Annotated in this window: 21 protein-coding genes and 2 tRNA genes; 17 read left to right on the forward strand and 6 right to left on the reverse strand. The window is 39.3% G+C overall.

Translation table 11 applies throughout. The annotated features are described in order from the left end of the window. Positions 1 to 152 precede the first annotated feature (152 nt). The 9 genes from DOZ58_RS14245 (at position 153) to DOZ58_RS14285 (ending at position 10212) form a co-directional block, all read left to right on the forward strand. Complete coding sequence (locus tag DOZ58_RS14245; protein ID WP_111888899.1) at positions 153 to 1229, forward strand: 3D domain-containing protein; 1077 nt, start codon at positions 153 to 155, stop codon at positions 1227 to 1229. Positions 1230 to 1496: 267 nt separating this feature from the next. Further along, positions 1497 to 2558: a branched-chain amino acid aminotransferase gene (locus DOZ58_RS14250; protein ID WP_111888900.1), complete on the forward strand. Its 1062-nt coding sequence runs from the start codon at positions 1497 to 1499 to the stop codon at positions 2556 to 2558. 73 nt (positions 2559 to 2631) lie between these two features. Further along, positions 2632 to 2720: transfer RNA gene (locus DOZ58_RS14255), tRNA-Ser, on the forward strand. Positions 2721 to 2765: 45 nt separating this feature from the next. Beyond that, positions 2766 to 2857: transfer RNA gene (locus DOZ58_RS14260), tRNA-Ser, on the forward strand. A gap of 513 nt (positions 2858 to 3370) precedes the next feature. After that, positions 3371 to 5050 (forward strand): hypothetical protein, encoded by a 1680-nt coding sequence (locus DOZ58_RS14265; RefSeq protein ID WP_111888901.1) that lies wholly within the window; start codon positions 3371 to 3373, stop codon positions 5048 to 5050. Between the two features lie 55 nt (positions 5051 to 5105). Continuing rightward, the gene (locus DOZ58_RS14270; protein ID WP_111888902.1) at positions 5106 to 6668 is read left to right on the forward strand and encodes a hypothetical protein; all 1563 of its coding nucleotides are present in this window, start codon (positions 5106 to 5108) and stop codon (positions 6666 to 6668) included. 616 nt (positions 6669 to 7284) lie between these two features. After that, the gene (locus tag DOZ58_RS14275; RefSeq protein WP_111888903.1) at positions 7285 to 7866 is read left to right on the forward strand and encodes a hypothetical protein; all 582 of its coding nucleotides are present in this window, start codon (positions 7285 to 7287) and stop codon (positions 7864 to 7866) included. A gap of 281 nt (positions 7867 to 8147) precedes the next feature. After that, complete coding sequence (locus DOZ58_RS14280; RefSeq protein WP_111888904.1) at positions 8148 to 8723, forward strand: hypothetical protein; 576 nt, start codon at positions 8148 to 8150, stop codon at positions 8721 to 8723. A 202-nt stretch (positions 8724 to 8925) separates the two neighbouring features. Beyond that, positions 8926 to 10212: an ATP-binding protein gene (locus DOZ58_RS14285; protein ID WP_111888905.1), complete on the forward strand. Its 1287-nt coding sequence runs from the start codon at positions 8926 to 8928 to the stop codon at positions 10210 to 10212. Between the two features lie 338 nt (positions 10213 to 10550). On the opposite strand, the gene DOZ58_RS14290 is transcribed toward DOZ58_RS14285, so the two are convergent. Next, positions 10551 to 11549 carry a hypothetical protein gene (locus DOZ58_RS14290; protein ID WP_111888906.1) on the reverse strand — a complete coding sequence of 333 codons (999 nt, stop codon included), beginning with the start codon at positions 11547 to 11549 and terminating at the stop codon, positions 10551 to 10553. A gap of 278 nt (positions 11550 to 11827) precedes the next feature. Continuing rightward, entirely contained in the window at positions 11828 to 12241 is a 414-nt protein-coding gene (locus DOZ58_RS14295; protein ID WP_162624533.1) for a hypothetical protein, read from the reverse strand. Between the two features lie 138 nt (positions 12242 to 12379). Between DOZ58_RS14295 and DOZ58_RS18570 the strand changes: the two genes are divergently transcribed. The 4 genes from DOZ58_RS18570 to DOZ58_RS14310 all read left to right on the forward strand — a co-directional run bounded on the left by DOZ58_RS18570 (position 12380) and on the right by DOZ58_RS14310 (position 17801). Next, a complete protein-coding gene (locus DOZ58_RS18570; protein ID WP_204355415.1) occupies positions 12380 to 12553 on the forward strand; it encodes a hypothetical protein in 174 nt (57 codons plus the stop codon). A gap of 445 nt (positions 12554 to 12998) precedes the next feature. Beyond that, positions 12999 to 14471 carry an ice-binding family protein gene (locus DOZ58_RS14300; RefSeq protein WP_111888908.1) on the forward strand — a complete coding sequence of 491 codons (1473 nt, stop codon included), beginning with the start codon at positions 12999 to 13001 and terminating at the stop codon, positions 14469 to 14471. Positions 14472 to 14742: 271 nt separating this feature from the next. Next, the gene (locus tag DOZ58_RS14305) at positions 14743 to 16152 is read left to right on the forward strand and encodes a glutamate decarboxylase (RefSeq protein ID WP_111888909.1); all 1410 of its coding nucleotides are present in this window, start codon (positions 14743 to 14745) and stop codon (positions 16150 to 16152) included. A 182-nt stretch (positions 16153 to 16334) separates the two neighbouring features. Further along, the gene (locus DOZ58_RS14310) at positions 16335 to 17801 is read left to right on the forward strand and encodes an alpha-amylase (RefSeq protein WP_111888910.1); all 1467 of its coding nucleotides are present in this window, start codon (positions 16335 to 16337) and stop codon (positions 17799 to 17801) included. A gap of 78 nt (positions 17802 to 17879) precedes the next feature. Here DOZ58_RS14310 and DOZ58_RS14315 read toward each other — a convergent pair whose 3' ends face one another. Further along, entirely contained in the window at positions 17880 to 18119 is a 240-nt protein-coding gene (locus DOZ58_RS14315) for a CsbD family protein (protein WP_111888911.1), read from the reverse strand. Positions 18120 to 18165: 46 nt separating this feature from the next. Beyond that, the gene (locus DOZ58_RS14320) at positions 18166 to 18306 is read right to left on the reverse strand and encodes a lmo0937 family membrane protein (protein ID WP_111888912.1); all 141 of its coding nucleotides are present in this window, start codon (positions 18304 to 18306) and stop codon (positions 18166 to 18168) included. Positions 18307 to 18734: 428 nt separating this feature from the next. Between DOZ58_RS14320 and DOZ58_RS14325 the strand changes: the two genes are divergently transcribed. Continuing rightward, positions 18735 to 20570, forward strand: a complete 1836-nt coding sequence (locus tag DOZ58_RS14325) for an alkaline phosphatase (RefSeq protein WP_162624534.1) — start codon at positions 18735 to 18737, stop codon at positions 20568 to 20570. Between the two features lie 74 nt (positions 20571 to 20644). On the opposite strand, the gene DOZ58_RS19295 is transcribed toward DOZ58_RS14325, so the two are convergent. Continuing rightward, positions 20645 to 21793, reverse strand: coding sequence for a diguanylate cyclase (locus tag DOZ58_RS19295; RefSeq protein WP_111888914.1), 1149 nt, complete (start codon positions 21791 to 21793; stop codon positions 20645 to 20647). A 19-nt stretch (positions 21794 to 21812) separates the two neighbouring features. Next, positions 21813 to 22559: a 7TM diverse intracellular signaling domain-containing protein gene (locus DOZ58_RS19105; protein WP_162624535.1), complete on the reverse strand. Its 747-nt coding sequence runs from the start codon at positions 22557 to 22559 to the stop codon at positions 21813 to 21815. 433 nt (positions 22560 to 22992) lie between these two features. Here DOZ58_RS19105 and DOZ58_RS14340 point away from each other — a divergent pair, with 433 nt between their 5' ends. The 3 genes from DOZ58_RS14340 to DOZ58_RS14350 all read left to right on the forward strand — a co-directional run bounded on the left by DOZ58_RS14340 (position 22993) and on the right by DOZ58_RS14350 (position 26177). After that, on the forward strand, positions 22993 to 23523 hold the full coding sequence (locus DOZ58_RS14340; RefSeq protein WP_111888916.1) for a DUF2284 domain-containing protein: 531 nt from the start codon (positions 22993 to 22995) through the stop codon (positions 23521 to 23523). Between the two features lie 85 nt (positions 23524 to 23608). Continuing rightward, positions 23609 to 24094 carry a hypothetical protein gene (locus DOZ58_RS14345; protein WP_111888917.1) on the forward strand — a complete coding sequence of 162 codons (486 nt, stop codon included), beginning with the start codon at positions 23609 to 23611 and terminating at the stop codon, positions 24092 to 24094. A 127-nt stretch (positions 24095 to 24221) separates the two neighbouring features. Beyond that, positions 24222 to 26177 carry an FAD-dependent oxidoreductase gene (locus DOZ58_RS14350; protein WP_111888918.1) on the forward strand — a complete coding sequence of 652 codons (1956 nt, stop codon included), beginning with the start codon at positions 24222 to 24224 and terminating at the stop codon, positions 26175 to 26177. The last annotated feature ends 308 nt before the right edge of the window (positions 26178 to 26485 follow it).

Below are 26485 nucleotides of genomic sequence, written 5' to 3' on the forward strand. Positions count from 1 at the left end.
GCGAAAAGACGGTTTGTAATTGGGACAGGGTCACCATTTGCACCCGCAAAAGCCATAAAAACCTTGACATAAAATGGGGAGGATGGTAAACTAACTGTAACGAATGTGTAACTTTTATTTATGCAATTTAGACAAAATGAAAGGTATTATTTATGAATAGAGAGAGAGAAACAGCTGGTTTTCTAAAGAGATATCCCGGCGTTAAGATCGGAATTATTGCATTAATTCTGCTTCTCGTTGTGGGTGTTTCCAGTGCTTTTACCGTCGAAAAAGAAGTTCAGGTCAACTTCGAAGGTAAGGTATACACTGCTAATGGAAAACTGCTCGAATCCCTGGAGGAAGTCCTGATTGCGAATGATCTTCCCGTCAGTGACGAATACAAATATAGTACATCCTTAAATACTTTATTTAAAGATGTCATCAATGTAGAAATTGAAAAGAAGATTTCTGGAAAGATTCTAGTTGATGGTAAAACTATTACTTACTTGTCAGGTGGGGCAACCATTGGCGATGTGCTGGATGAAAATGGTGTTAAGCCGGATGAAGATGATAAGGTCGAGCCAGGACTCAATACCCCATTAACCGCAAAAACCGCAACCATCAAAGTAACCCGGATATCCTATGTGGAATCAACCGGTATTAAAGATGTACCAATGAAGGCCACAATTGCCGAGAATCCGGAACTGCCAGCTGGAACCCGAGTGGTTGTTCAGGTAGGCCAGAATGGAAAAGCCAACATGAAAGAACGGATCCGTTATGAAAATAGCATCGAAGTCAGCCGTGAAGTCATAACCAGTGAAGTGATCATGCCAGCGATAGAAGAGATCATTGAAGTGGGACCGTCTACCACCATTACTATGCCAGAAGCCGTAGAGGTTTCGTCTGTGTCTGGGAACGTTAATGTGGAAAAAAGCGCGACTGGTGACGGTAGTGCCGCCATCAATCAAGAAAGTGGTTTTAAAGGCAGTATGGTGGTCAGCGCCACCGCTTACACAGCTACCGGAAACAATACCGCGTCGGGAACTGTGCCACAGTCTGGCAGAACCATTGCGACATGGGGTGGTATTCCCTTCGGAACTAAAGTTTATATCCCAGCGCTTGGCGGGGTTTATACCGTGGAAGATCGCGGCGGAGCCGTTGGATATGGCATTATCGATATTTATATGGACAGTGAGGCAGAATGCTTAAGCTGGGGAAGACAAAATATTGAAATATACTTTGTAGATTAAAGTCAGGCAGGACGATGGAAATACCATCGTCTTTTTATTTGCCTATTTTTACAGGGTATTGAAGAATTGGCAGGTGATATTATAATAGTCGGTTGCTCATTTTGTTCTCTGAAAAAAGATGACGTTTACAGAATAATCTGGGCAAATAATGTATTCAGAAAATACATTATTCCTAAAAAATACACTTGTACTTTGTATACAAGGCTTGTTATACTACATTTACGGAACGAAATTAGGCTTGTTTTACGACGGAGCTCGGAGGAAGACATGGAAATTAAAATTGTTAAAACACTAAATCCCAAGGAAAAACCGGAAGAAGATTCGCTGATCTTCGGTGTGGAATTCACAGACTATATGTTTGAGATGGATTATACCGAAGGTATTGGCTGGCATGATGCCGTTATTAAGCCCTACGGCCCCATAGAGATCATGCCTTCGGCAATGGTTCTCCACTATGCCCAGGAAGTTTTTGAAGGCTTAAAAGCCTATAAAACTCCGGCAGGTGAGGTTCAACTGTTTCGACCTGATGAAAATTTTAAACGGATGAACCGATCGAATGCCCGAATGTGTATTCCTCAACTTGATGAAGATTTTTTACTGGAAGCACTGAAGGCGCTGGTCAAGATGGATGAAACCTGGATTCCTAAGTCTCCGGGGACATCCCTTTATATTCGGCCCTTTGTTTTTGCAACGGATCCCTTTATTGGGGTTCGGGTTTCAAAACGCTATAAGTTTATGATTATTATGTCACCAGTAGGCTCTTATTACAAAGGTGGAATGGTACCCAGCCGTATTTACGTTGAATCAGAATATGCCCGGACAGTCCGGGGAGGAACTGGAGAAGCCAAGTGCGGCGGCAATTATGCCAGTGGTCTGGCAGCACAGCAGAAGGTTCATGAGATGGGCTTTGAACAGATCTTATGGCTAGACGGTGAAAAACGACAGTATATCGAAGAAGTGGGAACCAGTAATGTGTTCTTTTTGATTGATGGCGTGTTTGTAACGCCGTCACTGGAAGGAACTATCTTAAACGGAATTACCCGGAAAAGCGTTATTGACTTATTGAAATACTGGGGAGAAACCGTTGAAGAGCGTCGCATCACAATACACGAGCTTTCAGAAGCTTATGAGCAGGGGCGAATAAAAGAGGCTTTTGCAACCGGCACAGCCGCCGTTATTTCGCCTATTGGCACCCTGGGGTGGAAAGATAGGGAAATGATATTTAATGACGGTAAAATAGGTAAATACTCTCAAAAGATATATGATTCACTCTATGGGGTCCAGACCGGCAACTTGGAAGATCCCCTTAACTGGATTGTGAAAATATAAAAAGAAAAAACTTTTTAAAACTACTTGACAATATACTCTTTCACTGGTAATATTAATCTTGCATTTTGAATTACGAGAGGTACCGAAGTGGTCATAACGGGGCGGTCTTGAAAACCGTTAGGGTGCAAGCCCACGTGGGTTCGAATCCCACCCTCTCGGCCATCAAATGCCAGAGAATTGAATAAACAAACATGCATTATTACCTTTGGAGAAGTACTCAAGTGGCTATAAGAGGTGCCCCTGCTAAGGGTATAGGCCGTTAACGCGGTGCGTGGGTTCAAATCCCACCTTCTCCGCCACCATGAACTATGCATCAACATTGATGTTAGATAGAACCTGTTACGTAAGTAGCAGGTTTTTTTATGTTTGAAATAGTAATCCGGTACCTAATGATCCTATGCCTGACACCAAATTAAGATCAAAGTCAAAAATATTGTGGAAGCTATTGTTTAGGGAATGATGTATCCAAGCTATGTTTGAGCGGATTGAAGAACTCGAATTGGAAAGAAAGCATCAGGAAAACAAGCTCAATGAAGCGTCAAAGGTTGATAATATAGCCAAAATTTCAGATGAAGTAAAAAGTATCTTTAAATCTTTAAAATAATTTAGCTGTGTATAGACTTTGATGAATTATTTATTTTTATGAAAGAATGCGCAAATGATAAGCAAAAGGTATATTGACATCAAAATATGAAAATAGAATAATTAAATTGAAAATTATTGCGGCAAGAAGTATAATCCAAAGTAGATGAATAAAGAAGAATTCAGATAATGACAGCTAAGTTCAGTTTAGTAAATACAAGGAGGAATAAATGTCAGTAGAGAACTATATCAAGGAAAATGCTTCGCGTTTATGCGCTAAGGTATATGTTGTGCCGGATATATCTGAGAAGAAGTTGAACAATGCAATTTCTTCAATGGCGCCGGGGATAAATCATGAGTATGTGTTAGCTATTGCAGATTCATCATTATTAGGTAATGGAAAGAATGGTTGCTTATTTTTGGGAGATTCTGTTTATATCCGTGGAATGCTAGAAAAACCACAAAGTTTTAAATTTGAAACAATAACATCAGCAGAGTACAAAAGCACAAGAAAAGTAAAGGATAATGGAAAAGTTGATGTCAGTGAGGAAGTTGTATTACACATAGTTGGTGACAGCGAGATTTCATTGACTTCTTGTTTGATGAATCTAAATTACGAAGAGTTTGCAAAAATGATTAATGGTATTCTTGAGACAAGTGGTGAGGATAAAACGTTTGACACCACATCTCAGACAATGCCACTCGAATCAATGGACAGACAAATAAAAAAAGCATACCTGAAAATTATCTGTAATTTTGCTAGTTCTGATGACAATATGATTGATTCACAGGAATATGCGGAGATACTTTCATTAATTGTCAGAATTGAACTTGATTCTCAGGATCGTCTTGAGCTCCGAAATTATATGTACGAATCTAACAGTAAAGAAGAAAATGATGACTTAGTAAGATATCTAAAAGAAAATGTTCCAGAAGGTAGCTTTGAGATAATAAAAAAATCGCTGCTAAAAGATATGATTTATTTGTATAGAATAAAAAATGATTATGCAAGTTGGCCACAAAATAAATTTTTTACAACACTACAACAACAATTCGATGTTAAAGATGAGCAGGTTGATTTGATGATGTTAGCAATAAAAAATGATGAAGAAATTCTAGCACAGCGAAAAAACGATTCAGAAATAACAAAGTCGATGAAAGAGATAGCCGCAAAAGCTGGAGCGGTAGGCGTACCGTTAGCAGCTATTTATTTTTCGGGATCGGTAGTTGGTATGAGTGCGGCAGGTATTACATCAGGTCTAGCAACCCTTGGTATGGGAGGAATATTAGGTCTTTCTGGAATGGTTACAGGAATAGGCGTAGTTGTAATTGTTGGTGTTGGTGCATATAAAGGGATAAAGAAAGTAACGGGTCTTAGTGATCTGGAGAATAATAAACAACGTGAACTGATGCTACAAGCAATCATTAACAACGCCCAAAAATCGCTTAATTATTTAATTGAAGATGTAAACGAAATTTCTAAACAGTTAATGAAAGAAATTGAAAATGGAACCCAATCTGCCATGAAAATTGAGAAAATATCTACAATGCTCGGAATGTTAAGCAAGGGTGCTCAAAAAACAACTGAAAAGATTACACATGCAGAAATTGAATCAATCATGGCACAATTACCTCCAAAGCTTGACATAGTTCGTTTAAAAGAATTGACAAAAGATGCAACAAAAGAAAAATTTATGGCATTCATTTTAGCTTGTTATGTTGAGACAGAAATAATTGCTGATGATGGAGGAGCTCGAAAGGTTTATCTATTAAACGATAAACTAACCTTGAATAATTATGAGCAGCTATATTCAATATTTGATAATATTGGCTATTTAAATGTATCTTCAGCAGCGTTTGCTTCAGTGAAAGGAACCGCAAAAAATCTATTTAGAGATCTAGTTAATTAATTGTCAAAAAAGGGTAAAGTTGAGGCCTTATATTTAGAATTGAAAGGGGTATCCAATGTCTGACAACCGAATGGATGAAGATTTTATAAACAATGCAGGGAAAGCTATGTTAGTCCAAGAACATCAAAAAAATGCAGTTAGCAACCAACTTTCACAGATTGATATTTCAATGAAAAACTTAGCGGAGCTAAATTCAAGTAACCTTGATGATCTAGATGTTTTATTAATGGAAGCAGAGCTATTATGTCAGCAACAAAATATTGATCCCTTTGCTTTCACAATAGATGATTTTGAATTAGGTCTTGAGTTGACTACTTTATCTGCAGAAGAAAAATTGAGTATAAAAGTTGATCGGCTCGAAATGCTGGAAATAGTGACAATTGGGGACAATTGTGAATGGGAGGAATATCTTAACAATATTGAAGCCTATGCAGAAAAAAATCAAGTTGATTTATCACAAGATCCGTTTAAAGATTTAATGACGGGTTCTGAGCGTGCAGAGCTTAGTGAACGGATACAAGCTGATTACATGATAAAAAAAGCCGATTGTGATAAATACGATTATATGATTGCAGCTTTTTGTGGTGTAGGAGCTGGGTTAATCGACAGTTTTTTTGTTGGTATGCCCGCTGCGAGTAAAATTGGGGAATGGACAGAAGGTCAAACAGACAATTTAGTTGAAAAGTTTTCAAAAATGGTATGGAATGCAGACAAAAAAAATGGGATTCCAAACTTAAAAAAGGAACCTGATAATATAGCAAGTGCGATCGGCTATCTGGAACGTCGGTTTAAAGTGAATTATGATGCGAGGTACGCAAAAGATTTAGAAATGGGTGAAAATATTCTAAACATGAATACCAAGAACCATCATTTGAAGTCCCTTGGACATTCGCCTGATTTAATCGGATTATTCTTTTCAATTCTCGATCAATTTACCGGAAAAGCAAGTTTTATTTCTGATGGTCAGATTATTAGATTGGAACCAAAAGATAGTGGTTTTGAATTAAAAGGTGGAAATTTTATAGCCAAGCTTTTTTCTGGCTTTTGTAACTGGATTGGTCATATTATGTCTGATATGGCAGGATCTAGTGGTACTCGTGGTCATGAAAATGGTGGCAGAGGAATGGGTGTTGGTATACCATTTTTTGAACTGTTCCAATTGTGCAATTTTGGTTCTTTTTATGTAGAAGGAGAACAGAAAAATTTAGCTGAATTAATGGCAAAGGTGTTTGAGAAAGGCTATGATATGCGCCATGGCATTGCGATGGCAATACCTGTTGCAATAAACGAACTATTCATTCGTTTATTATGGGCAATTAAAAGTCGTTTTTATCATGAAAGAAGTTGGAAAGATTCGATTCCATTTGGAGATCGCCCAGAACTTAGGCGAATGTTACTTGTAGGACATGGTACGTTATGTCTTGTAGATGGCGCTGATGCTGCGATACGTTCATGTGGTGAGATGATTACATTTGTACTTCATTTAAATATGATTGCATGGTCTCGGTTTGCGTTTGCTGGACTGAAAGAAGTTCGTACTTTATATAAAGAAAATTGTTTAGACATAGAATTATTGGAAAAAGATCTTGAAATAGAGTGGGAAGTACTGTATGGTTAAATTTCATATAGCTGAAAGACTGAGCTTAAGAAATCAAATGTAAAGGGGCGGAGGGGGCGTTACATATTTAAATTTTTTAATGCATAAACAGGGTGCATTATCAGAATTAATTTTTATTCGAGTTATGGAGTTAAGTATGACCTTCTCCGCCATCATGAACTACGCATCAAAATTGATGTTAGATAGAACCTGTTACGTAAAGTAGCAGTTTTTTTTTCGCATATGATATACTGATCAGATAATTATGTTCTATCTAACCTAGATTCCCGGAATTTATAACGAGGAATTTTGCAGAATCCCTTTAAAAAGACGTTTTTTGACTTTTAAAACAATAATTCTTCATCGATATATTATAATTGTATTACGAGGGAATAATCGCATATTAAAGGGAATAATAGATATTCTCGTTACATAATCCGGGAATGTAGGATCTAAAAGGTGAAGGGCTTTTATTTTTCTTGATTTTTGGTACAATTAATACTGAAAGTTAACGAATATACAATACACATAACTGGCTAAGTTCAGCATGTTTATGTTTAAATTCTCTTGATAAAAGTAATAGATTTTTTTCGTGCAATGGTATTGTTGTAAAATACATTAGAAAGAGAAAATTGTTATGAATCTAAATGAAAATGAAAGAACGTGGAAAGAAATTTACGATGAGTGGGAAGAAATTTGTTGGTCTCAATTTCCAGAATTATCAAAAGGGGTGTATGTAAGAAACATTTTAATTAAAAATTCTGGATGGGAGTTTATTGGATATGATTGGATTCTTAATAAAGAATTTGAAAATTTAAATCCAAAAAAATTTATGAATTGTGGTAATTCCATAAATAACGGTGCTTTGCAAACTTTAGAGTATCTACTTAAGGCCAAAGATGATAAAGAATTATTAGGAGCAATTTGGATATTTGTATTTACTCGATATTTATTACATGAACTAAGGCGTAGTGAATTGAAAAATAAAGATGAAATTGTGAGAATCAATAAAAGTGCGGAATTTTTTTTAATAAAGAGAGGTTTTTTTTGGAACACTCAAATGAAAGTGCTTTTGCCAGAAATGTGCATTTCTAATAGTCTTTTAGAAGCTTTAACGGTAATAAATCAATCAATTATATTACAGTTAAATGCGCTTGCGTGCTCATTTATTCGGGCAAAGTATTCGATAATAGAATACAATTTTAGAAAAGATGATTGATTTACTAAAATGCACTAAAGGAGACGACACTTTTGCCCTATGAAATTCTATATAGTCATTAAAAACTGAATTTTCTGTTTCTGTGTATCAAGATCAATGGTATTAGACCATGCTGAGATTTGTGGTTTCCAAACCAGGAAAAAAAGGAAAAGAATAAGACTTTTTTGAAAACCCTCATTAAACAAATTTTCTACATATTTGTAGCCAGTTGGAAACCCAATATTATAAAGTTACTGAGATCTAATAGTTGTAATAAATTCAAAATGGAAGTGGTATAAAATATGGACTTATTCAAAAGACACAAAAGAAATATAATTATAGGTTTTTCTTTGGTTGTGATAATCATTATAATTTCAAACATTCTTTATCAAAAAGGGTTTAGAATCGTATATGACTCTAAACTTGGAATCGATTGGGTGGCAACTGGAACTATTGCACAGTATATTGCAGCAATAGCTAGTTTATTGATTCCTATTGTGGTATTGTTTTTGCAACATACATTAGAAAAAAATAGAATCGCTGTGGGTGATTCAAATCGAGAATTATTAGAGGAAGTCAATAAATATTTCGATAAAATAAAAATTCTGACGGAATTAGTAAATGAAAATGGAGAAATCATAATAGATGGAGGTGCTTTTGAAACAATTGAGGAAGACAGTTTATTGTACAAGGAAAAAACTTTGAAGTACATCAATGTAGCGATGATTGCTGAAACAAAAAACGTCGCAGAGTATTTAGGTTTGAATATTGAGAAGACTTTTGAAATCTTAAAGGATTTAGTGGCAGAGAAATCTATATCAGTTGCAGGAAGAATGACGATAGATAATGTTGAAAACATTGTATGGAAGAAAAAATAAGAAGTCTAAACGTACTTATAAAATTGCAGAGAGATAACTGAGTTAGACTATTTTTCCGGAATATTGGAAGGTTTAAAACCGGTTATAACTAATCATTAAGAAACACAGATAAGTCAAATAAAATGTATATCTAACACATTTTATTTGACTTATCTGTGCCAATCATGGTAAATTAAAAGAAAAAACACAGTGGAGAGCGATAATGAAACGAAAATTTGAAGATGTTTTAATCTCCTGGAAAAATAAAAATTCTCGTAAGCCGGCACTAATCTATGGTGCTCGTCAAATTGGGAAAACCACTAGTATCAAATATTTTGGCGAAAAACATTTTCAGAACACGATTTATATCAATTTTGAATTGAACAGGGAATTAGCTGAAGATTTCCAGGGAAATATTTCTCCAGACTTTTTAATTCATCGCTTTGAGGTTTATTTTGGTGAGAAAATTAATAAGGAGACAACCTTAATTGTCTTTGACGAAATTCAGGCCTGTGAGCGTGCTTTGACAAGCTTGAAATATTTTTGTGAAGATGCCCCAGAATATTACGTCATCGGTGCGGGCAGTTTACTTGGTGTGGCAATAAAACGTGAAGATTTCAGTTTCCCGGTGGGGAAAGTTAATCAAATTCATATGTATCCGATGGATTTTGAAGAATTCCTGTGGGCGAAGAATCAGGAAATGCTGGCAGATGAAATAAGGGTGTATTATGAAAAAAGTGAGCCGTTGGATCCGGCTTTGCACAAAAAGGCAATGGGTCTTTATCGTGAATATTTAATTGTCGGTGGCATGCCTGAAGCTGTAAAAGAATATTCGAAACACAACAGCTTGCTTGAGGTAGCAGAAATCCAGGGAGCGATCATCAATGCCTACATTGCGGATATGGCCAAGTATGCAACATATAGCGACACAACGAAAATCATGGCCTGTTTTGATAGTCTACCAGCGCAGTTGGCCAAAGATAATAAAAAGTTTCAATATAAAGTTGTTGCCAGGGGGGGCCGGGCATCATTATTTGGGGTATCAATTGATTGGCTTTTGGCAGCGGGAATCGTCCTAAAATGCGAGCGGGTCGAACAAGGTCAACATCCATTGGCTATTTTTAAAGATATGGCTTCGTTTAAACTCTATATGGGTGATGTTGGACTGTTGTCGCACCGGGCTGGCGTCAATGAATATGACATTATTAAAGGTAATGATCATGTTTTTATCGGCGCACTGACTGAAAATTATGTTGCCACTGCTTTAATACAAAAGGGATACCCTTTATATTACTGGACTTCGGGAACATCCGAGGTTGATTTTGTAATTGAGAAACACAGTGATGTTTTGCCGATTGAGGTTAAAGCAAGGGAAAATGTCAAATCAAGAAGTTTATCAGTTTATCTCAAACACTATCATCCGGATTATTCGATTCGTATCTCAGGCAAAAATTTTGGATTTGAAAATGATATCTTGTCGATTCCATTATATGCGGTATTTTGTTTATAGGCTTAGAGTGCAACGTAAGACATTTAAAGAAATTATTTGCATAAAGCAAATAATTTTGTAAAAATAGAAAGAACATTGTCGTAGAGTAAATTATAATAACAAAATTTATGGGAGGGGATACTGATAGATACGCACCTTCTACGCCACCACGAACTACGTATCAATGGATGTTAGATAGAACCTGTTAAAAATGAAATAGACCCTGTATCAAGGGCATTTTAAAAGCCTAGGCGGCTAGAAGCTGATTTCTGTATTGTACAGAAGTCAGCTTTTTAATACCCCCTTAATCTTATTTTTATAAGCTTTTAAAATGCAAAACGGTATTTTAAATTGAAAAACTATTCATTATGGTAAAGCGTCACTCTAAATCCTTGTTTATCATTTGCTTCAGATATATTCAAATATGAGTTTGCGGCTGCTTTTGAAATATTATCATAATTTCCGCCATAAACTACAGCCTTTTTTCCATTCACAAATTCGTTTAGATTCCCAGCAAGATCGTAAATATTATTTGTCACATGTCTACTGGCAATTCCCGTAGCTAAAATCAAGTTCTTATCCTCTTTTTCACCCGCTTCTTTAAAACTATAGGTTTTTCCGTAATCTGACGAATATAAACCTGAAAAAGAAAAATATGAATTTGAATAATTTCCAAAACCATTACTGTCTTTATCAACGTCATATCCTGAATTTCTAAGCCATTGCATCGTAATATTCCAGAAAGCTTCGGAAACAATTTCACTATGTGTATCTTCATGATCATACATTAGCATTGCATTTTTCTGGGCATTATCAAATGAAATATAATTCCATGGTCGACTACCTTGTTGAGAAACCGGAATACCTGATACATCGTTTGTAGACTTATTTATATTTTCTAATTGTTCGTTTTTTTCTTTTGGAACACCACACTCATAACGTGCGATATAGAATCCTCCGTTTTCATCAATTTGATTCCGATCTTTATCCGTAAGATCAATTTTTGTTTTTCCCCAGTTTTCTAAATTATTATAGGTAACTTCATTTTGATTAACAGGTACCCATACAAATTGATTTCCATTTAAAATATCTTCAATAACTAATCCTTTATTCCAATTTACATAGCCTTGATCGTCTTTAGACCAGTTACTTTCTCCAATATCGACAGATTTAAAGCCGTTTGGGATATAAGGATTCTTAAATAATTTTTCTTTTTCGTTAGCTGATATCGGATCATTTATTTGACTTACTTGGTTAATTGTATTATTATCCTGCTTGATGATTGAAAAATAATAGAAAACAATAGAAAAAATAATGATTGTAATACTAAAAAATATTATAACTGTATGCTTTTTCATCACACTCTCCTTCAAACAAATGTTTGTATGTATCATTTGCTTTTATGTTTTTTGCAAGGCCCCCTCAACGAATATATCTTATGTAAATAATGGGATAAAGACTCAGTTTGGGATCTTGGATCTTTTATTATTATAGGATATTCCTAGATTAAAGACTGCAATTACAGCACCTGTTTCCTGCCTAAAAGAGCCTTTTTTCTTTTAAGATACAATAGGTACCATCAGAACTTTCTAAGAATTTACTGGCTAGACCAGAAGATACGGTTGTTTGATGGACATCAAGCAAGTAGGCTCTTCACTTTGCCGCCGTTTAATCGAGCCAGAAGATACTCGATGTAAATTCGAGAATCGCTTAGCTGATCGGAACTTCTGCAGATAAACTGATATTCCCAATTTTTGATATGTCTTAGACCATAATATTGAATGGATTTTTCAATAAACATTTTAAAATTATCGCTGTAGAGTTCATAGCGCATCGCATCCATCCGAATAGTGATAATCAAATCCAGTTCCAATTCAGTAACTTTATCGATAAACAAATCGATGGCGCTCCACTCCGGCAGTTTTTCATTATTATCAGTCAAATTTTCCTGTGAAAATAAGTCGAATACGACAGCCATGGTGTTTTTGTCGTCACTTCTGAGCTCAAGCTCTTTAAGCAAAAAATACTGTTCGTATATCCGTGAATTCAACTTAATATCGGACAAATATGTTCTTAAAAATGATTCATTACGGTTATTTTAACACAAATTAATTTATTGTTCCAGAGAAATACTCAAAGTGTCACCTGGAATGAAACGATAGATAACGAACAATGATAGAGGCAAATTGTGAAAAAAGATAATAAATTAAAAAAAGACTCAATACTTGCTTCTGTTTATGTCATTCTTGAAGTTATAATGGAAGTCATTATTCCATTATTAATGGCATCGATTATTGATAACGGGGTAGAAAAGGGGGACATTTCCGATGTTGTTATCATGGGCTGTCGGATATGTTTTTAAATATTGCAAAATTGATTGTGTGGCGCTTTTAGTACTCATTGTTGTATCTGCTTTGACCCATGGAGCGGGAACGCTGTTCATGATATAGTAGTGCATTGGAACAGGATTAACAGGTAAGAAGCAAGCTGGGATCGAGAGAAACCAGCTTGCTTTTTTACCAAAGATTTCACTTTTAGTAAATGCTGTGTAAAGAAAGAAACAAAGTGAGCCGCTTGGTAGGCATTAGTTTGTTTAGGTCGAGGTTTCTTTAATGTTAATGGTGTTTATGGATTATTTTCAATAAAAATGAAATTCCGTTAATTTGCATGATATGATACATGGTATCGAAAGGAGAAAAATAAACAGTATTCGAAGAAGTTAAGATAGTTTTCTATCAAAAAAATGGTATCTTTACTGTCTTTTCGAGTTTCAAAAGACAAAAATATAAAAAACTAAGGAGTACAAAATGAAAAATTTCAAAAAAACGAAAGCATTATTATTAGCATCGTTCCTTTTATTTACTAGTTTCTTTCTAACTGGAAACGTTTTCGCACAAAAAGATCAGCTTACCACCGAGGCTGCGAGTGAGGTTGGTGTAACATATCAAACTCATGTACAAAATCAAGGTTGGGCTCAAGGCTGGGTCTCTGATGGAGAACTGTCAGGGACAGAAGGTCAGGGACTTCGGATGGAGGCTTTAAAAATTGAGTTGGTTAATGCTCCTGCCGAGGCCGGGATCGAATATAATGTCCATGTGCAAAATGAGGGTGACCAGGCCGTTCGAAAAAATGGCGAACTGGCAGGTACTGAAGGCCAGGGTTTGCGTTTGGAAGCAGTCACCATGAATCTGCTCAACATGCCCGGATACTCAGTTGAGTATCGTGTCCATATTGAAAATCAGGGTTGGGCCCAGGGTTGGGTCTCTGATGGAGCATTAGCAGGCACCAGCGAACAGGGCTTAAGATTAGAAGCATTAGAAATTAGAATCATAAAAACAGATGAGGTTGTTCATCCGGTATCTGTAAGCCTGGATAAAGAAACGGCCAGTCTTTTAGTTGATGAGACACAAGCACTTACAGCAACCGTCTTACCAGTGGATACCACCAATAAAACCGTCACCTGGTCATCCGACAATACTGCCGTCGCTACCGTCGATGAAAACGGCATCGTTACCGGTGTCAGTGCTGGAATCGCCACGATTGTGGTAACAACTGTTGATGGCAATATGACAGACAGTTGTGTCGTAACCGTTTCGGCACCAAACCCAACCGTTACTGAACCGGTCAACCTTGGGACATCGGCTAATTATGCGATCCTGGCAAAAACAGGCATTTCAACCGTGCCAGATTCGGCAATTACCGGCGATATCGGTGTTAGCCCAATAGCTGCGTCAGCCATTACAGGATTCTCGCTGACAGCTGATGCGACGAATGTGTTTGCGACTTCACCTCAAGTTACAGGTAAAGTTTATGCGTCAAACTACGCAGCGCCAACAGATGTTAACCTTACCACGGCGGTAAGTGATATGGAAACAGCATATGTTGATGCGGCTGGAAGAGCTGTCGATTATACAAATGAGTTTACTGGAGATTTAAGTGGTCAAACTCTAACCCCTGGCGTTTACAGCTGGGATAATGAGGTTTTAATCAATTCGGATGTTACCCTTAATGGCGGTCCTGATGATATCTTCATCTTCCAAATCGCAAAAGGAATCACTCAAGCCAGTGATACAAAGGTTATTCTAGCTGGTGGCGTACAAGCCAAAAATATATTCTGGCAAGCTGCAGAAACCGTTTCAATTGGAACGGGCGGCCATTTTGAAGGAATTGTACTTGGCAACACAAACATCGGTCTGGGAGATCAAGCATCGATCAATGGTCGTTTACTGACCCAGACAGCAGTTACTTTAATTCAGAGCACCGTTGTAGCTCCTTTATAAATCAGATCTAGATTCACTGATTTAGAAAAAAAACAATGCGTTAAATAATTAGCAAATGTAAGAAGGCTCCCTTCGTCGCCGACAGCTAAAAACTGTCGGAAGCGAAGGGAGTATTATTTTGGATCGATACCTGACTACTTTTCTGTGAGCGTTTGTAATAGAAGAATCGCTTCTTATTATTCCAGATATCTGCTACAATTAATACTAAAAGTGAACGACTTTGAAATGAAAATAAAAAATAGGAACAGAAATATTTCACGAGGAGGGAAAAATGTTAGTTTCAAAAAAATCCAAAGAGGATCAACGAAAAAATGTTTATATCACCCCGGTTCTTGGTGCCGAAGCCTGTGACGAACCGATTCCGCAATTTTCTTTACCGGAAAATCCCTTAGACCCGGAAATCGCGTATCAATTGATTAAAGATGACTTAATTGATGAAGGGAATGCACGACAGAATTTAGCTACATTTTGCCAATCGTACATGGAGCCGGAGGCGGTGAAAATTATGTCGGAGACGTTGGAGAAAAATGCCATCGACAAATCGGAATACCCACAAACGGCTGATTTGGAAAACCGTTGTGTTAATATCATTGCAGATTTATGGAATGCTTCCGATGCGGATGATTTCATCGGCACCTCAACGGTTGGCTCTTCCGAGGCCTGTATGCTGGGCGGTATGGCGATGAAGTTTGCCTGGCGAAAACGAGCACAGGAAAAGGGGCTGGATATTTATACAAAGAAGCCGAATCTTGTTATCTCTTCCGGCTATCAGGTCTGCTGGGAAAAATTCTGTGTGTATTGGGATATCGAAATGCGTTTGGTACCCTTGGATGAAAACCACATGAGTCTTAACTTAGACCTGGTATTAGATTGTGTCGATGATTATACCATCGGTGTTGTTGCTATCATGGGGATCACTTATACTGGCAAATACGATGATGTAGAAGGTCTTGATCGCCTCCTTGAAGAATATAACAAAAGTCACGATCTGCCAGTATACATTCATGTTGACGGAGCATCCGGCGGTATGTTTGCACCGTTTATTCATCCCCATTTGAAATGGGATTTTAGGCTGAAAAATGTCGTTTCCATAAATACCTCTGGGCACAAATATGGTTTGGTTTATCCTGGTGTCGGTTGGATTATCTGGAAGGATAAAAAGTATTTACCTTCGAAACTGATTTTTAACGTCAGCTATCTCGGCGGAAGCATGCCGACCATGGCCATAAATTTTTCGTGTTCCGCCAGTCAAATCATCGGACAATATTTTAATTTCCTTCGTTGTGGGCGTCAGGGATATATCAGTATTCATCGAAGAACCCAGGATGTGGCAGTCTATATTGGTAAAGAAATTGAAGATACGGGACTCTTTGAAATTTACAATGATGGTAAAAACATACCAATTGTTTGCTGGAAGTTAAAGGCAAACAAAGAATGGAGTCTGTATGATTTAGCGGATCGGGTCAGAATGAATGGCTGGCAGGTTCCAGCCTACCCATTGCCGGATAATTTAGCGAATGTCATCATTCAGCGGGTGGTTGTTCGTCAGGATCTGAATATGCAAAGTGCGATTCAATTTATCACCGACTTCAAGCATGCCATTAAGGAACTTGATTCGGCACATATTTTAATTCATGGCAAAGCGACGCAAAATAAAGGACCATCGGGATTCACGCATTAAAGAAATTAAATGCCCCATCGATTGATTTAGGATCTTTTACCCTTTAAAATTCTTGCAAGTTATTATTCGCTGTTGTTTTGGGTAATAAATAACAGTAGCAAAAATACAAAAATAAAAGGCAAGAATTCTTGTAGATGGATATTAATTCGACATACATTTAATAAGAATGAGAGGGTTTTAAAATGGGCAAAAACGGAACAATGATACAGTATTTTGAATGGTATCTACCAGATGATGGTAACCTTTGGCAAAGACTGAAAGAGGATGCAAAACACTTAAAAGAAATTGGTATTAGTTTGGTGTGGATGCCCCCGGCAACAAAAGCAACGGGAACCAATGACGCGGGTTACGGTATTTATGACCTGTACGATTTGGGAGAATTTGATCAAAAGGGGGCGGTGCGGACAAAATACGGAACCAAGGAAGAATATCTGGTCGCGATTAAGGCGTTGCATGATCAGGGCATTTTAGCAATTGCCGATATTGTCTTAAATCATAAAGCGGGAGCCGATGAATCCGAACGGTTTCCGGCCTACGAAGTCGACCCCAACAATCGACAGAATAAAGTTTCAGATGACTATGAGATAGAAGGCTGGACCAAATTTACATTTCCCGGGAGACAGGGAAAATACTCTGAATTCCAATGGAACTGGAACCATTTTTCAGGCGTCGATTTTAATCAGGAAAATGGTAAAAAAGCGATCTATATGATTAAGGGAATCGCTAAAGGATGGGCGGAAAATACCGAGGTTGACACTGAGTATGGGAATTATGATTACCTGATGAATGCCGATCTGGATTATGATCATCCCGATGTAAAAGATGAGATAAAGCGTTGGAGTGAATGGTATATAGGCGAAACCGGCGTTGATGGTTTTCGGTTGGATGCGGTTAAACATATTGAAGGCGAATTTATTGATGAGTTTATCAAAAACATCCGTGCAAAAAAAGGTGATGACTTTTATACAGTAGGTGAATATTGGAAACAAAACTACGCAACATTGGAAGATTATATTGAGGATACCGGATGTAATGTGGATTTGTTCGATGTTTCTTTGCATATGAATTTTTCGAAGGCAAGTCAATCCGGAGATAGTTTTGACATGAGTAAAATATTTCACAATACCTTGATGGAGAAAAACCCCACAATCGCGGTAACCTTTGTCGATAATCATGATTCACAACCATCACAAGCCCTCGAATCATGGGTTGATGACTGGTTTAAGCCACTGGCTTATGGCATGATATTATTGCGCGAAAGTGGGTTGCCATGCATTTTTTATGGTGACTACTATGGGATTGCCGGAGAAAATCCGATTCAGGGCAAACAGGATCTAATCGACAAATTGTTATCGTTACGGATTGATTCTGCTTATGGCAAACAAAACGATTATTTGGATCATTCTAACTGTATCGGCTGGACCCGGGAAGGTGATAAAGAACATCCTGGTGGTATGGCAGTTTTGCTGACAAACAGTGAACAAGGGTATAAAGATATGTACATTGGCAAGCAACATGCCAGAAAAGATTATGTTGATTACTTAGGTAATCGTGAAGACACCGTGACAATTAATGAGGATGGAATAGGCAGATTCTTATGTGCACCAGGATCCATTTCGGTCTGGACAGAATTGGTGATAAAGCCATAAGCAGGAGTTAACAAAAACAGTGCCGCAAACCAGCGATTTGCTGGATTACGGCACTGTTTTTTTTAATTGGTGTTGATCTTATTTGTCTTTATCGATGGCATCATTGATGGCATCATTGATGTTTTCGGCGACATCTTCGGTAAATTCTTCGGCCTTATCAACCATGTGTATTGCTTTTTCTTCCAATTCACCCTTCTTAGCCTGAATTTTACCCTTTAGTTCCAGCTTTTCGTTGCCGGTAACTTTTCCGACTTTTTCCTTGACTCCGCCCACCAGTTTATCTTTGGTAGACTCGATTTTAACTTTTGGATTTGACATAATTAAAGCCTCCTGTTTAATTTCTTTGTTTAAATCTGATTTATATTTATCTCCGCCGGATAAGATTAATTACAACTACAATAACCGCGAGTACGAGCAGAATATGAATAAGCCCGCCAAAGGTATAAGAAGTAAGAAACCCTAATAACCATAAAACAACGAGAACAATAGCAACAGTCCAAAGCATTTTTGTTCACCCTTTCTTTTTTTATTGAAGTGACATAATGGTGCAATAATGCCATAGAATTACGATCTGATTTAATGTGTCATCTGAAATTGCTTTTTTCAATTACCATGTATAAAACGGATTTCAGATCAGAAAACAGCATCCCTTTTTAATAAATATACCCTGGATAACGCGTTCTAAACAACAATAGATTAACAATGATTGAGAAAATATAGATTATAATAAGACTTCGTCTTAAAGTAAATCGGAATGTCCGGATTGATTAACGGAACATTAACGCTCTTTTAACAGAATCAACAATTACGCGGATAATTAGTGAGATATACTATACTATAGAGTGAAGATAATATAGATTGCGTAAGACCCATTGAGGGCAAGGGGTCGGGCACGTCGCAAATGCCGAAAAAACGATGGTGAAAAGGAGAGTTATGAACAAAAAAATGAAGCGAGGTATTGCAGTTTTATCAATGGCTGCAATGTTGGGGATGCAGATGACCACCGGGGTGTTGGCCGAGGAAGTAACGACCAATGCGAGTGGGGTACCTCTGGTATTTGAAGGAAATTGCAGTTATCAGACCCAGATTCAAAATGTTGGTTGGCAGGATTGGAAGTCAAAAGAATCACTTAGCGGCACTACTGGAAAATCGTTACGATTAGAAGGAATAAAAGTTAGTATCAGCGACATCAAGAATTTGGGGGTTACGTATCAAACTCATGTTCAAAATGAAGGCTGGCAGGATTGGGTAACCGACGGAAATATCAGCGGAACCGAAGGTCAGTCATTGAGACTGGAAGCCATCCGAATTAAACTTACCGGAACAGAAGCACAAAACTATGATGTTTATTATCAGGTTCATGTTGAAAATACCGGCTGGATGAACTGGGTGAAAAACGGTGAATTGTCAGGAACAGAAGGAAAAGCCTATCGTCTCGAAGGGATCAAGGTTGTCGTCTTACCGAAAGGTTCACCCGCCCCAGTTAATACCGGATCAATTAAAAATGTGATTTTAATGATCTCCGATGGTTGTGGATCCAATGAGATTCTGGCGACGAATTATTATACCGAGGGAAAAGCGGTAGCTCAGGTTTATGAACAATTTCCGACCAGTGTCAATATGAGTACCTATTCGCACAACGAATTGGGCATGGATGATGATTTAGCTAGTGTTTATGATCCGGCAACCATTTGGGACAGCTTTGATTTGTTGAAAAATCTTCCTACCGATTCAGCGGCAGCCGCTACGGCGATGGCGTCTGGAACAAAAACTTATAATGCGGCCATTGGTGTGGATGAAAACGAGCAGAATCTGGTTAATCTCAGCGAAGATTTTAAGGCTCTGAATCGGTCAACCGGGGTAATCAGTTCCGTTGAATTCAGTCACGCAACCCCGGCTGGGTTTGTCGCTCATAACGCCAGCCGACAAAATTATAGTGAAATTGCCAATGAAATGATTAATGACAGCAAAACCGATGTCATTATGGGAGCTGGACATCCGCTGTATGACAATAATGGCGAACGCCAAACAACGGTTGAGGACAAAAACTATCGTTATGTCGGCGGAAAAGATACCTGGGATAACCTGGTCGCTGGAAATCTGGGGAATGATGCGGATGACGATGGCGTAGTCGAAAACTGGAACCTCATTCAGACAAAAGAAGCGTTTGAAAGTCTCCAGACAGGAAATACACCAGAGCGAGTCATTGGCGTACCGGAAGTGTACGAGACCTTACAGTATAACCGCTCAGGTGATTTAGCAGCAGAACCATTTGCCGTAGCTGTCAATGACAATGTGCCAACCCTGGACGTGATGACAAAGGGCGCGCTAAATGTTTTGGACAACAATGAAGAGGGTTTCTTCCTGATGGTTGAAGGTGGTGCCATTGACTGGGCCGGTCATGGTAATTCTGGTGGACGATTGATTGAGGAAGAAATTGATTTTAACAACTCGGTAGAAGCTGTTTGTAACTGGGTTGAAACCAACAGCAACTGGTCGGAAACCCTGGTGATCGTTACCGGCGATCATGAAACCGGATATCTTACCGGTACTGCCGGTGTCTATGATGCGGTTGTAAATAATGGCAAAGGTGTAATGCCCACCTTAGCCTGGAACAGCCAGGATCATACCAACCAGCTGGTTCCTTTCTTTGCTAAAGGACCAGGAGCAGAGTTGCTTAAGAGCTATGCTAATGGGTCAGATCCTGTAAAGGGTGCTTACCTGGATAACACCGAAATAGCTCTGGCGATTCGGAACTTGATTAATTAGAACGAGAATTAAAAGAAGAATCCTCCGGGATTACAATAAAGAGACCCTGCCGGAAAATCGGCAGGGTCTTTTGGTTATTTATCCAGATAAACAACCTGGTTGCGGCCCGTTGATTTAGCAAGATAGAGGGCTTTGTCGGCAATTTTGACCAGATCTTCATGGTGACAATGATGATCGGGAAGAAGGGTGGCAACGCCGATGCTGATGGTGATACAATTTTTGATGATAGATCCCTCATGGAGAATCGCGAGCGCTTCAATTTTTTTACGTAAGCGATTGGCATTTTTGATGGCTTCATCTTTTTTGATTTCCGAAAGAAGCACGATAAACTCTTCGCCACCGTAACGAACGACCATATCAGTGGGACGGGACAAGGCTGTCCGAAGGGTATCACCGATTTTAATCAGGGTTGCATCGCCGGCCACATGGCCATATAAATCGTTATAGTTTTTAAAATAATCCACGTCAATAAACAGTAACGAAATGGGTCGTTGTTGTCTTAAGCAGCGCTGCCATTCCAGGACAATGGTTTCATCATATTTTCGTCGGTTCCATAGTTCCGTCAGGGGATCGCGTAGGGAAAGTCGCTGCAATTCGTGATTGATCTGCTCCAGTTCGAAATTCTGCTGTTCTACTTTTTGATTGGCAGTGGTCAACTCTCGGGTTCGTGTTGCGACCAGATCATCCAGATGATCATTTATTTCGCTGAGTTTTTCACCCATGCTGGTTCGATATTCCAGGGATTCTGAAAAGTTTTTAGCTAACAACAAGGAGTAAAGAACAGCAAAGATTAATTGTCCGGTGGAAGAGTTAGCATCGCCCTGGAAAATCATCATTAACAAGGGTGGCCAACTGTCATTAATCCAGGGACTTAGGGTAATGGTATCAATAAGAACGGTGGTGATCATGATCAGACCACCTAATACAATTAGGATACTATTTTTTTCTTTGTGCCCGGCGATTTTTAATAGCATGGCAAAGAGATAGATAATCAGAATAATGGTCCAGATCTGGTACAATGGGTTGATGGCAGTATAAATATTGGTGGGTGCCATGATTACGACTGCGGTATAGGCAATACTCAGAATCATCACCGTTTTGATAATTCTGAGATCGAAATAGTCGGGTAAAATGGCTCTGAAAAACAATAAAATCAGGGGTGCTCCCAAATAGTAGGTCAGAGTCTGTATTTTGCGCGCAATTACAAAGTCAAGATTGGGCATGGCAAAATAAAGAAAAGACTCACCAAATCATTAGGGTACGGATTGCCACCAGTAGGCAGAACAGCCCGAAATACAGGGGTGCCCGATCCTTTTTGCGGAAGAAAAACAAAGCCAGATGATAAACACCCATCATCATCAGGGCTCCAAAAAGGAAAAGATTATAGGCAAGGCCATTATAGCGGAGAGCCAGCAGTGGTGCTTCACCACCAAGAAGGATACTATTAAGCAGCCCGCCGCTGGACATATAAAAATTGGACATCTGAAGAACAATCTCATTATCACCTGGAAGCGCCGCAAAGGAGACGATCTGGGGTAGATATTGTGGCACCATGGCATTCTGGCTTATCCCTAAGGTTCCGGCAGTAGCGATCAGGTTGCCATTGACAAAGAGTCGATAGGCGGTACGGACCTTGGGAATCTTAAGTGCCAGGATTTCATTTTCGGAAGCGGTAAAGGTCAGTTGGTAGGTTGCATATCCAGCGCCGGGAATATTTTTATCATCGATTTCATATTTATTCCAGGACGATGGAAAGGCGAAATAACCATCAAGGGCACCTTTTTCAATGCTGTTTGGCTCCAGAAGCTGGTTCCAGTAAAAGGCCCAGTCGCCATCCAGCGGAATGATTTGATTTTTTAGATCGTATTGCGTTAAATCAAGCAGTCCGTTTTCAGCTTTTTTTCCGATTTCAGTTGGTTGTGCAGAGCAGCCTCCCAGCAAAAAAAGCATGAGGATGATCGTCGGTAATAAGAGACGAGCTTTAATCATGAGAGGACTCCTTTCTAATGGCGATAAAGTGAAATGGATGTAAAAGTCAGATGGAGTCGTGATGGTCACGCCTCCATTTTTATAGCTACACACGTTTTGTTCGATCTGATGCCATGGCATTATCATCGGATGGATTATGTTCATGATTATTCCATTATACTATGCGGCGCGTAATCCCGTCAAATGAGACTTAGGGTAAGAAAAAGAACAAACGGATGAAGTTCTGTCAGGTGAAACAGGATCACAATCAAATTAAGTCAGACAATCAAGAGCTGGCAAATATCTTGCGCAGAAAAGAAATAATTGATAAGATAGATAATAGTTATAATGTTAAAACAAAAGATCACACAATAAAATAGAGTCGCAAAAAATCGGTTGCGATGCGTAACTGTTTTTTTTTAGGGAATAAATTAAATTGTAGAGGTAAACAAAAATGACAAAAGAAGATATCGAAAAGAAAATCTCTGCATATCCAATATTTGAATATGCGTTTTTAGACCCGTCAGAAATCAATTTTTATCAGGCGGTGCGTACCATTTGTGAGTTGGAATGCCCCCAATACGGCAAATCCTGGTCCTGTCCACCCGCAGTTGGGACGCTGGAAGAATGCAAACAGCGGTGCCTGAGCTATGATCATGGTTTTATTTTTAGCACCATCTCCGAAGTCAGTGACATTCTCAATATGGACGAAATGCTGGCGACCCGATGTGAGCATTTAGAAATTGTGGAGGAGATTAAGAATAATGTTTTTGGTGAGTATGATGACAAGCTAATTCTAACGGCTGAATCCTGTGCCATCTGTGAGACGTGCGCTTATCCTGATGCGAGCTGTAAGCATCAGGATAAAATGTATCCCTGCGTGGAAAGCCATGCCATCTCGGTGACCGATATTTGCGAGCAGCATAATTTGTCGTTTTTAAACGGCTATAATGTGATTACCTGGTTTGGGATGGTCTTTTTTTAACACCGGGCTTTTCGTGTTTAGCTAAATGGAAAGAACCTGATTGTCAGGTATGTTTAATAGGAGTAATCAAGAAAGCAGGAAAACGATGGATTTATCATTTTTAGGGACGATAACCAATCCGATCACGATTTTTACGCAAGCAGATAAGGCCGTTTATTTAAAAAATCCCGATGACATTGATGATGGCATCCGGGAACTGGTGGATGCTATTAATGCCGTTACGGTATTTTTTACCATGAGCGCTTGTCAGGGATTTTTGATTGAAGAGCAACGGGAGGCGCATTGCCCGGAAACCTATGTAGACTTTTATGTGACTGACGAACAGTATCCACTGGCCAGGCTGTTGCTGGGATCATTGGCCAGCAAGTTTAGTGCGAGCATCGATTGTAAGGTTGTTTATGAAGCGGATTTTGACATTACTGCAGCAGACGAAATCGTGGCCAATGGTATGGTCAAGCTGCGACACAGCATCGAACTCTATGAGTTACCGCCGGAATTAATGAAAAGCACCTATAGGGAGATGGTCGATCATATCCGCAAATTCGCGGAAGCGATAAATAAAACAATTTAAGAATGGTTTGAGGTGTCCACTTAACGACCGTAACAATTGTTAGTACGGGAATGTCCTTTTTAGCAGAATCGGTTTTATTTAGTTTATGAAGTTTGTAATTATCTGAAAATGAGAAAGCAGGGAGAAAATGGATAAAAAATTCAGTGCCCTATTTGAGCCATTCACAATCAATGAGATGGGACTTAAGAATCGACTGTTTATGCCAGCCATGGGAATTCCGACCGTCACTGAAAATGGTGCTTATACCAAAGAGGCGATTGCCTTTTATGCGGCCCGATCTAAAGGCGGGGTTGGTCTGATCATTACGGGTGCCAATGAAGTGAAAAATATAGGGGAAATAAAGACCGTTTGTACCAATCCGGTGCCATGGTTTAACCCCGATGCCTATATTTGTGCGGGGTTGGAAATGACCGAGGAAATCCATGCCGATGGTTGCAAAATAGTTGTTCAGTTGGCTGCCGGTTTGGATAATTTGACGAAAGACGCCCGGATCGAACAAATTAAGCACTGCCAGGCGATGACTACAGCGGAAATCCGGTTACTGGTGGAGTCTTTTGCCTACTCGGCCAAAATTGTCAAAGCCGCCGGTTATGACGGTGTGGAAATCCAGTCCGGCGAGTTGCTGGATGGTTTTACCCTGGCCCTTTTTAATCAGCGAAAGGATTGCTACGGTGGCGATCTTAAAAACAGATTTAGGATCGTGACGGAAATCATTGCTGCCATCAAGGAAGCCTGTGGTAGCGACTTCCCGGTGATTCTACGTTTGGCAATGAAAACGTATTTAAAAGCCGGGAGAGGGCAGGCTCTGCCCGACGAAGAATTTAAAGAACAGGGGCGTGATCTGGATGAAGCCCTGGCTGCGGCGCTTATGCTGGAAGCGGCGGGCTGTGACGGTTTTGACGTGGCGGCTGGCATCAGCACATTTGAGAAAGCTTCCTATTGGAAATACCCACCGGCCTATTTCGACAAAGGGGTTTATCTGAATCTCAGCGAGGCCCTGAAAAAAGTCGTTCAGGTACCGGTATTGGCAGCCGGAAAAATGGACGATCCGGATTTATCGGCAGATGCGCTTGAAAAAGGGCTGTTGGATGCGGTGGGACTAGGTCGGCCTTTGCTGGCTGATCCCGATCTTCCTCAAAAGTTAATAAACGGCCAGGTTGAAGCGATCCGGCCTTGTCTGGGTTGTAATGATGGCTGTCTGGCTAATAAAATCGCCGGGGGCGAAGCCTCTTGTACCGTTAACCCGGCTTGCAATCGGGAACTGTTGTTAAAAAGTGAAGCAGCCAAAACGCCTCAAAAAGTGGTCGTGGTGGGCGGCGGTCCGGCAGGAATGGAAGCCGCCCGAGTCAGCGCTTTGCGGGGACATCAGGTTATCCTGTTTGAAAAAAGCTATCGCCTGGGCGGCAAGCTTAAATACAGCAGCAAACGGATCTTAAAAACGGCAGACGATCGGCTGATTCATTGGTATGAAGCAGAGCTGGAAAACTTAAAGGTCGAAGTCCGCCTCGATGAACCGGCAACCCTCGAAAAAATAGCGACCATCAAACCGGATATTGTTTTTATTGCCCAGGGTTCAGAGGCCCGGAAGCTTACATTTCCGGGAATGGATAGCGAAAAGGTGACCAATGCGATCGATGTGATTAGTGATAAAACCTATGTCGGACCCCGGTGTCCAGCCATTGGCGGCGGTCTGGCAGGGTGTGAGGCGGCTCTTCATCTGGCCATGCATCGTCATAAAATGACCATCGTGGATGCCGCCCCGGATATTCTAACTGCCGGCATTCCCCTGGCCCCGGCCAACAAACAAATGCTTAAGGACCTGCTGGCTTTTTATCATAGCGAAATTATCACTAACGCAACACTCAAGGCAGTCACCGAAGAAGGTGCCGTCATTGAAGCAAAGGGTCAGCAACACCTTATCCCGGCCCATCATGTGATGATTGCGGTGGGATTTGAACCAGCACCTTCTTTATATGAGGAATTAAGAAACGACTACCAGGTATACAATATTGGCGACAGTCAGGTGATAAAAAATATCCGCGGCGCCATCTGGGCTGCCAACGAGGTAGCAGCTTTGATCTAAATAAACGTGATAAAAAAGTGATTTAATAGAAGAACAAAAAATAGCTAAAGACCATTGAAAAAGCAACCAGAGTGTTGAGTTTAGGTTTGCAATGTCTGCAAACAGAATCAACAGATAAAAAAATGATGTGAAGTTTAGTTACATAACAAAATTTGACAACTACGGAATAATAGGTTAGGATTAATAAATAATAATGGTTAAATTTGTTTTCAATGCAAAAAAAATATGTTTGGAACAGATAGATTGTGACAGTGCGAAATTCAGATACAGCGGGATTGAAGTAAATTAGCATTTAAACATTGAAATTA

It is taken from the genome of Acetobacterium sp. KB-1 (assembly GCF_003260995.1).
GTDB lineage: Bacteria > Bacillota > Clostridia > Eubacteriales > Eubacteriaceae > Acetobacterium > Acetobacterium carbinolicum.

Bases quoted from the DNA above. Each gene is read 5' to 3' on its own strand.
- DOZ58_RS19295 (WP_111888914.1), bottom strand. From the start codon at position 21,793: ATGCCCAATCTTGACTTTGTAATTGCGCGCAAAATACAGACTCTGACC.
- DOZ58_RS14270 (WP_111888902.1), top strand. From the start codon at position 5,106: ATGTCTGACAACCGAATGGATGAAGATTTTATAAACAATGCAGGGAAA.
- DOZ58_RS14300 (WP_111888908.1), top strand. From the start codon at position 12,999: ATGAAAAATTTCAAAAAAACGAAAGCATTATTATTAGCATCGTTCCTT.
- DOZ58_RS14280 (WP_111888904.1), top strand. From the start codon at position 8,148: ATGGACTTATTCAAAAGACACAAAAGAAATATAATTATAGGTTTTTCT.
- DOZ58_RS14275 (WP_111888903.1), top strand. From the start codon at position 7,285: ATGAATCTAAATGAAAATGAAAGAACGTGGAAAGAAATTTACGATGAG.
- DOZ58_RS14350 (WP_111888918.1), top strand. From the start codon at position 24,222: ATGGATAAAAAATTCAGTGCCCTATTTGAGCCATTCACAATCAATGAG.
- DOZ58_RS14345 (WP_111888917.1), top strand. From the start codon at position 23,609: ATGGATTTATCATTTTTAGGGACGATAACCAATCCGATCACGATTTTT.
- DOZ58_RS19105 (WP_162624535.1), bottom strand. From the start codon at position 22,559: ATGATTAAAGCTCGTCTCTTATTACCGACGATCATCCTCATGCTTTTT.
- DOZ58_RS14315 (WP_111888911.1), bottom strand. From the start codon at position 18,119: ATGTCAAATCCAAAAGTTAAAATCGAGTCTACCAAAGATAAACTGGTG.
- DOZ58_RS14340 (WP_111888916.1), top strand. From the start codon at position 22,993: ATGACAAAAGAAGATATCGAAAAGAAAATCTCTGCATATCCAATATTT.
- DOZ58_RS14305 (WP_111888909.1), top strand. From the start codon at position 14,743: ATGTTAGTTTCAAAAAAATCCAAAGAGGATCAACGAAAAAATGTTTAT.
- DOZ58_RS14265 (WP_111888901.1), top strand. From the start codon at position 3,371: ATGTCAGTAGAGAACTATATCAAGGAAAATGCTTCGCGTTTATGCGCT.
- DOZ58_RS14320 (WP_111888912.1), bottom strand. From the start codon at position 18,306: ATGCTTTGGACTGTTGCTATTGTTCTCGTTGTTTTATGGTTATTAGGG.
- DOZ58_RS14310 (WP_111888910.1), top strand. From the start codon at position 16,335: ATGGGCAAAAACGGAACAATGATACAGTATTTTGAATGGTATCTACCA.
- DOZ58_RS14325 (WP_162624534.1), top strand. From the start codon at position 18,735: ATGAACAAAAAAATGAAGCGAGGTATTGCAGTTTTATCAATGGCTGCA.
- DOZ58_RS14285 (WP_111888905.1), top strand. From the start codon at position 8,926: ATGAAACGAAAATTTGAAGATGTTTTAATCTCCTGGAAAAATAAAAAT.
- DOZ58_RS14290 (WP_111888906.1), bottom strand. From the start codon at position 11,549: ATGAAAAAGCATACAGTTATAATATTTTTTAGTATTACAATCATTATT.
- DOZ58_RS14245 (WP_111888899.1), top strand. From the start codon at position 153: ATGAATAGAGAGAGAGAAACAGCTGGTTTTCTAAAGAGATATCCCGGC.
- DOZ58_RS14250 (WP_111888900.1), top strand. From the start codon at position 1,497: ATGGAAATTAAAATTGTTAAAACACTAAATCCCAAGGAAAAACCGGAA.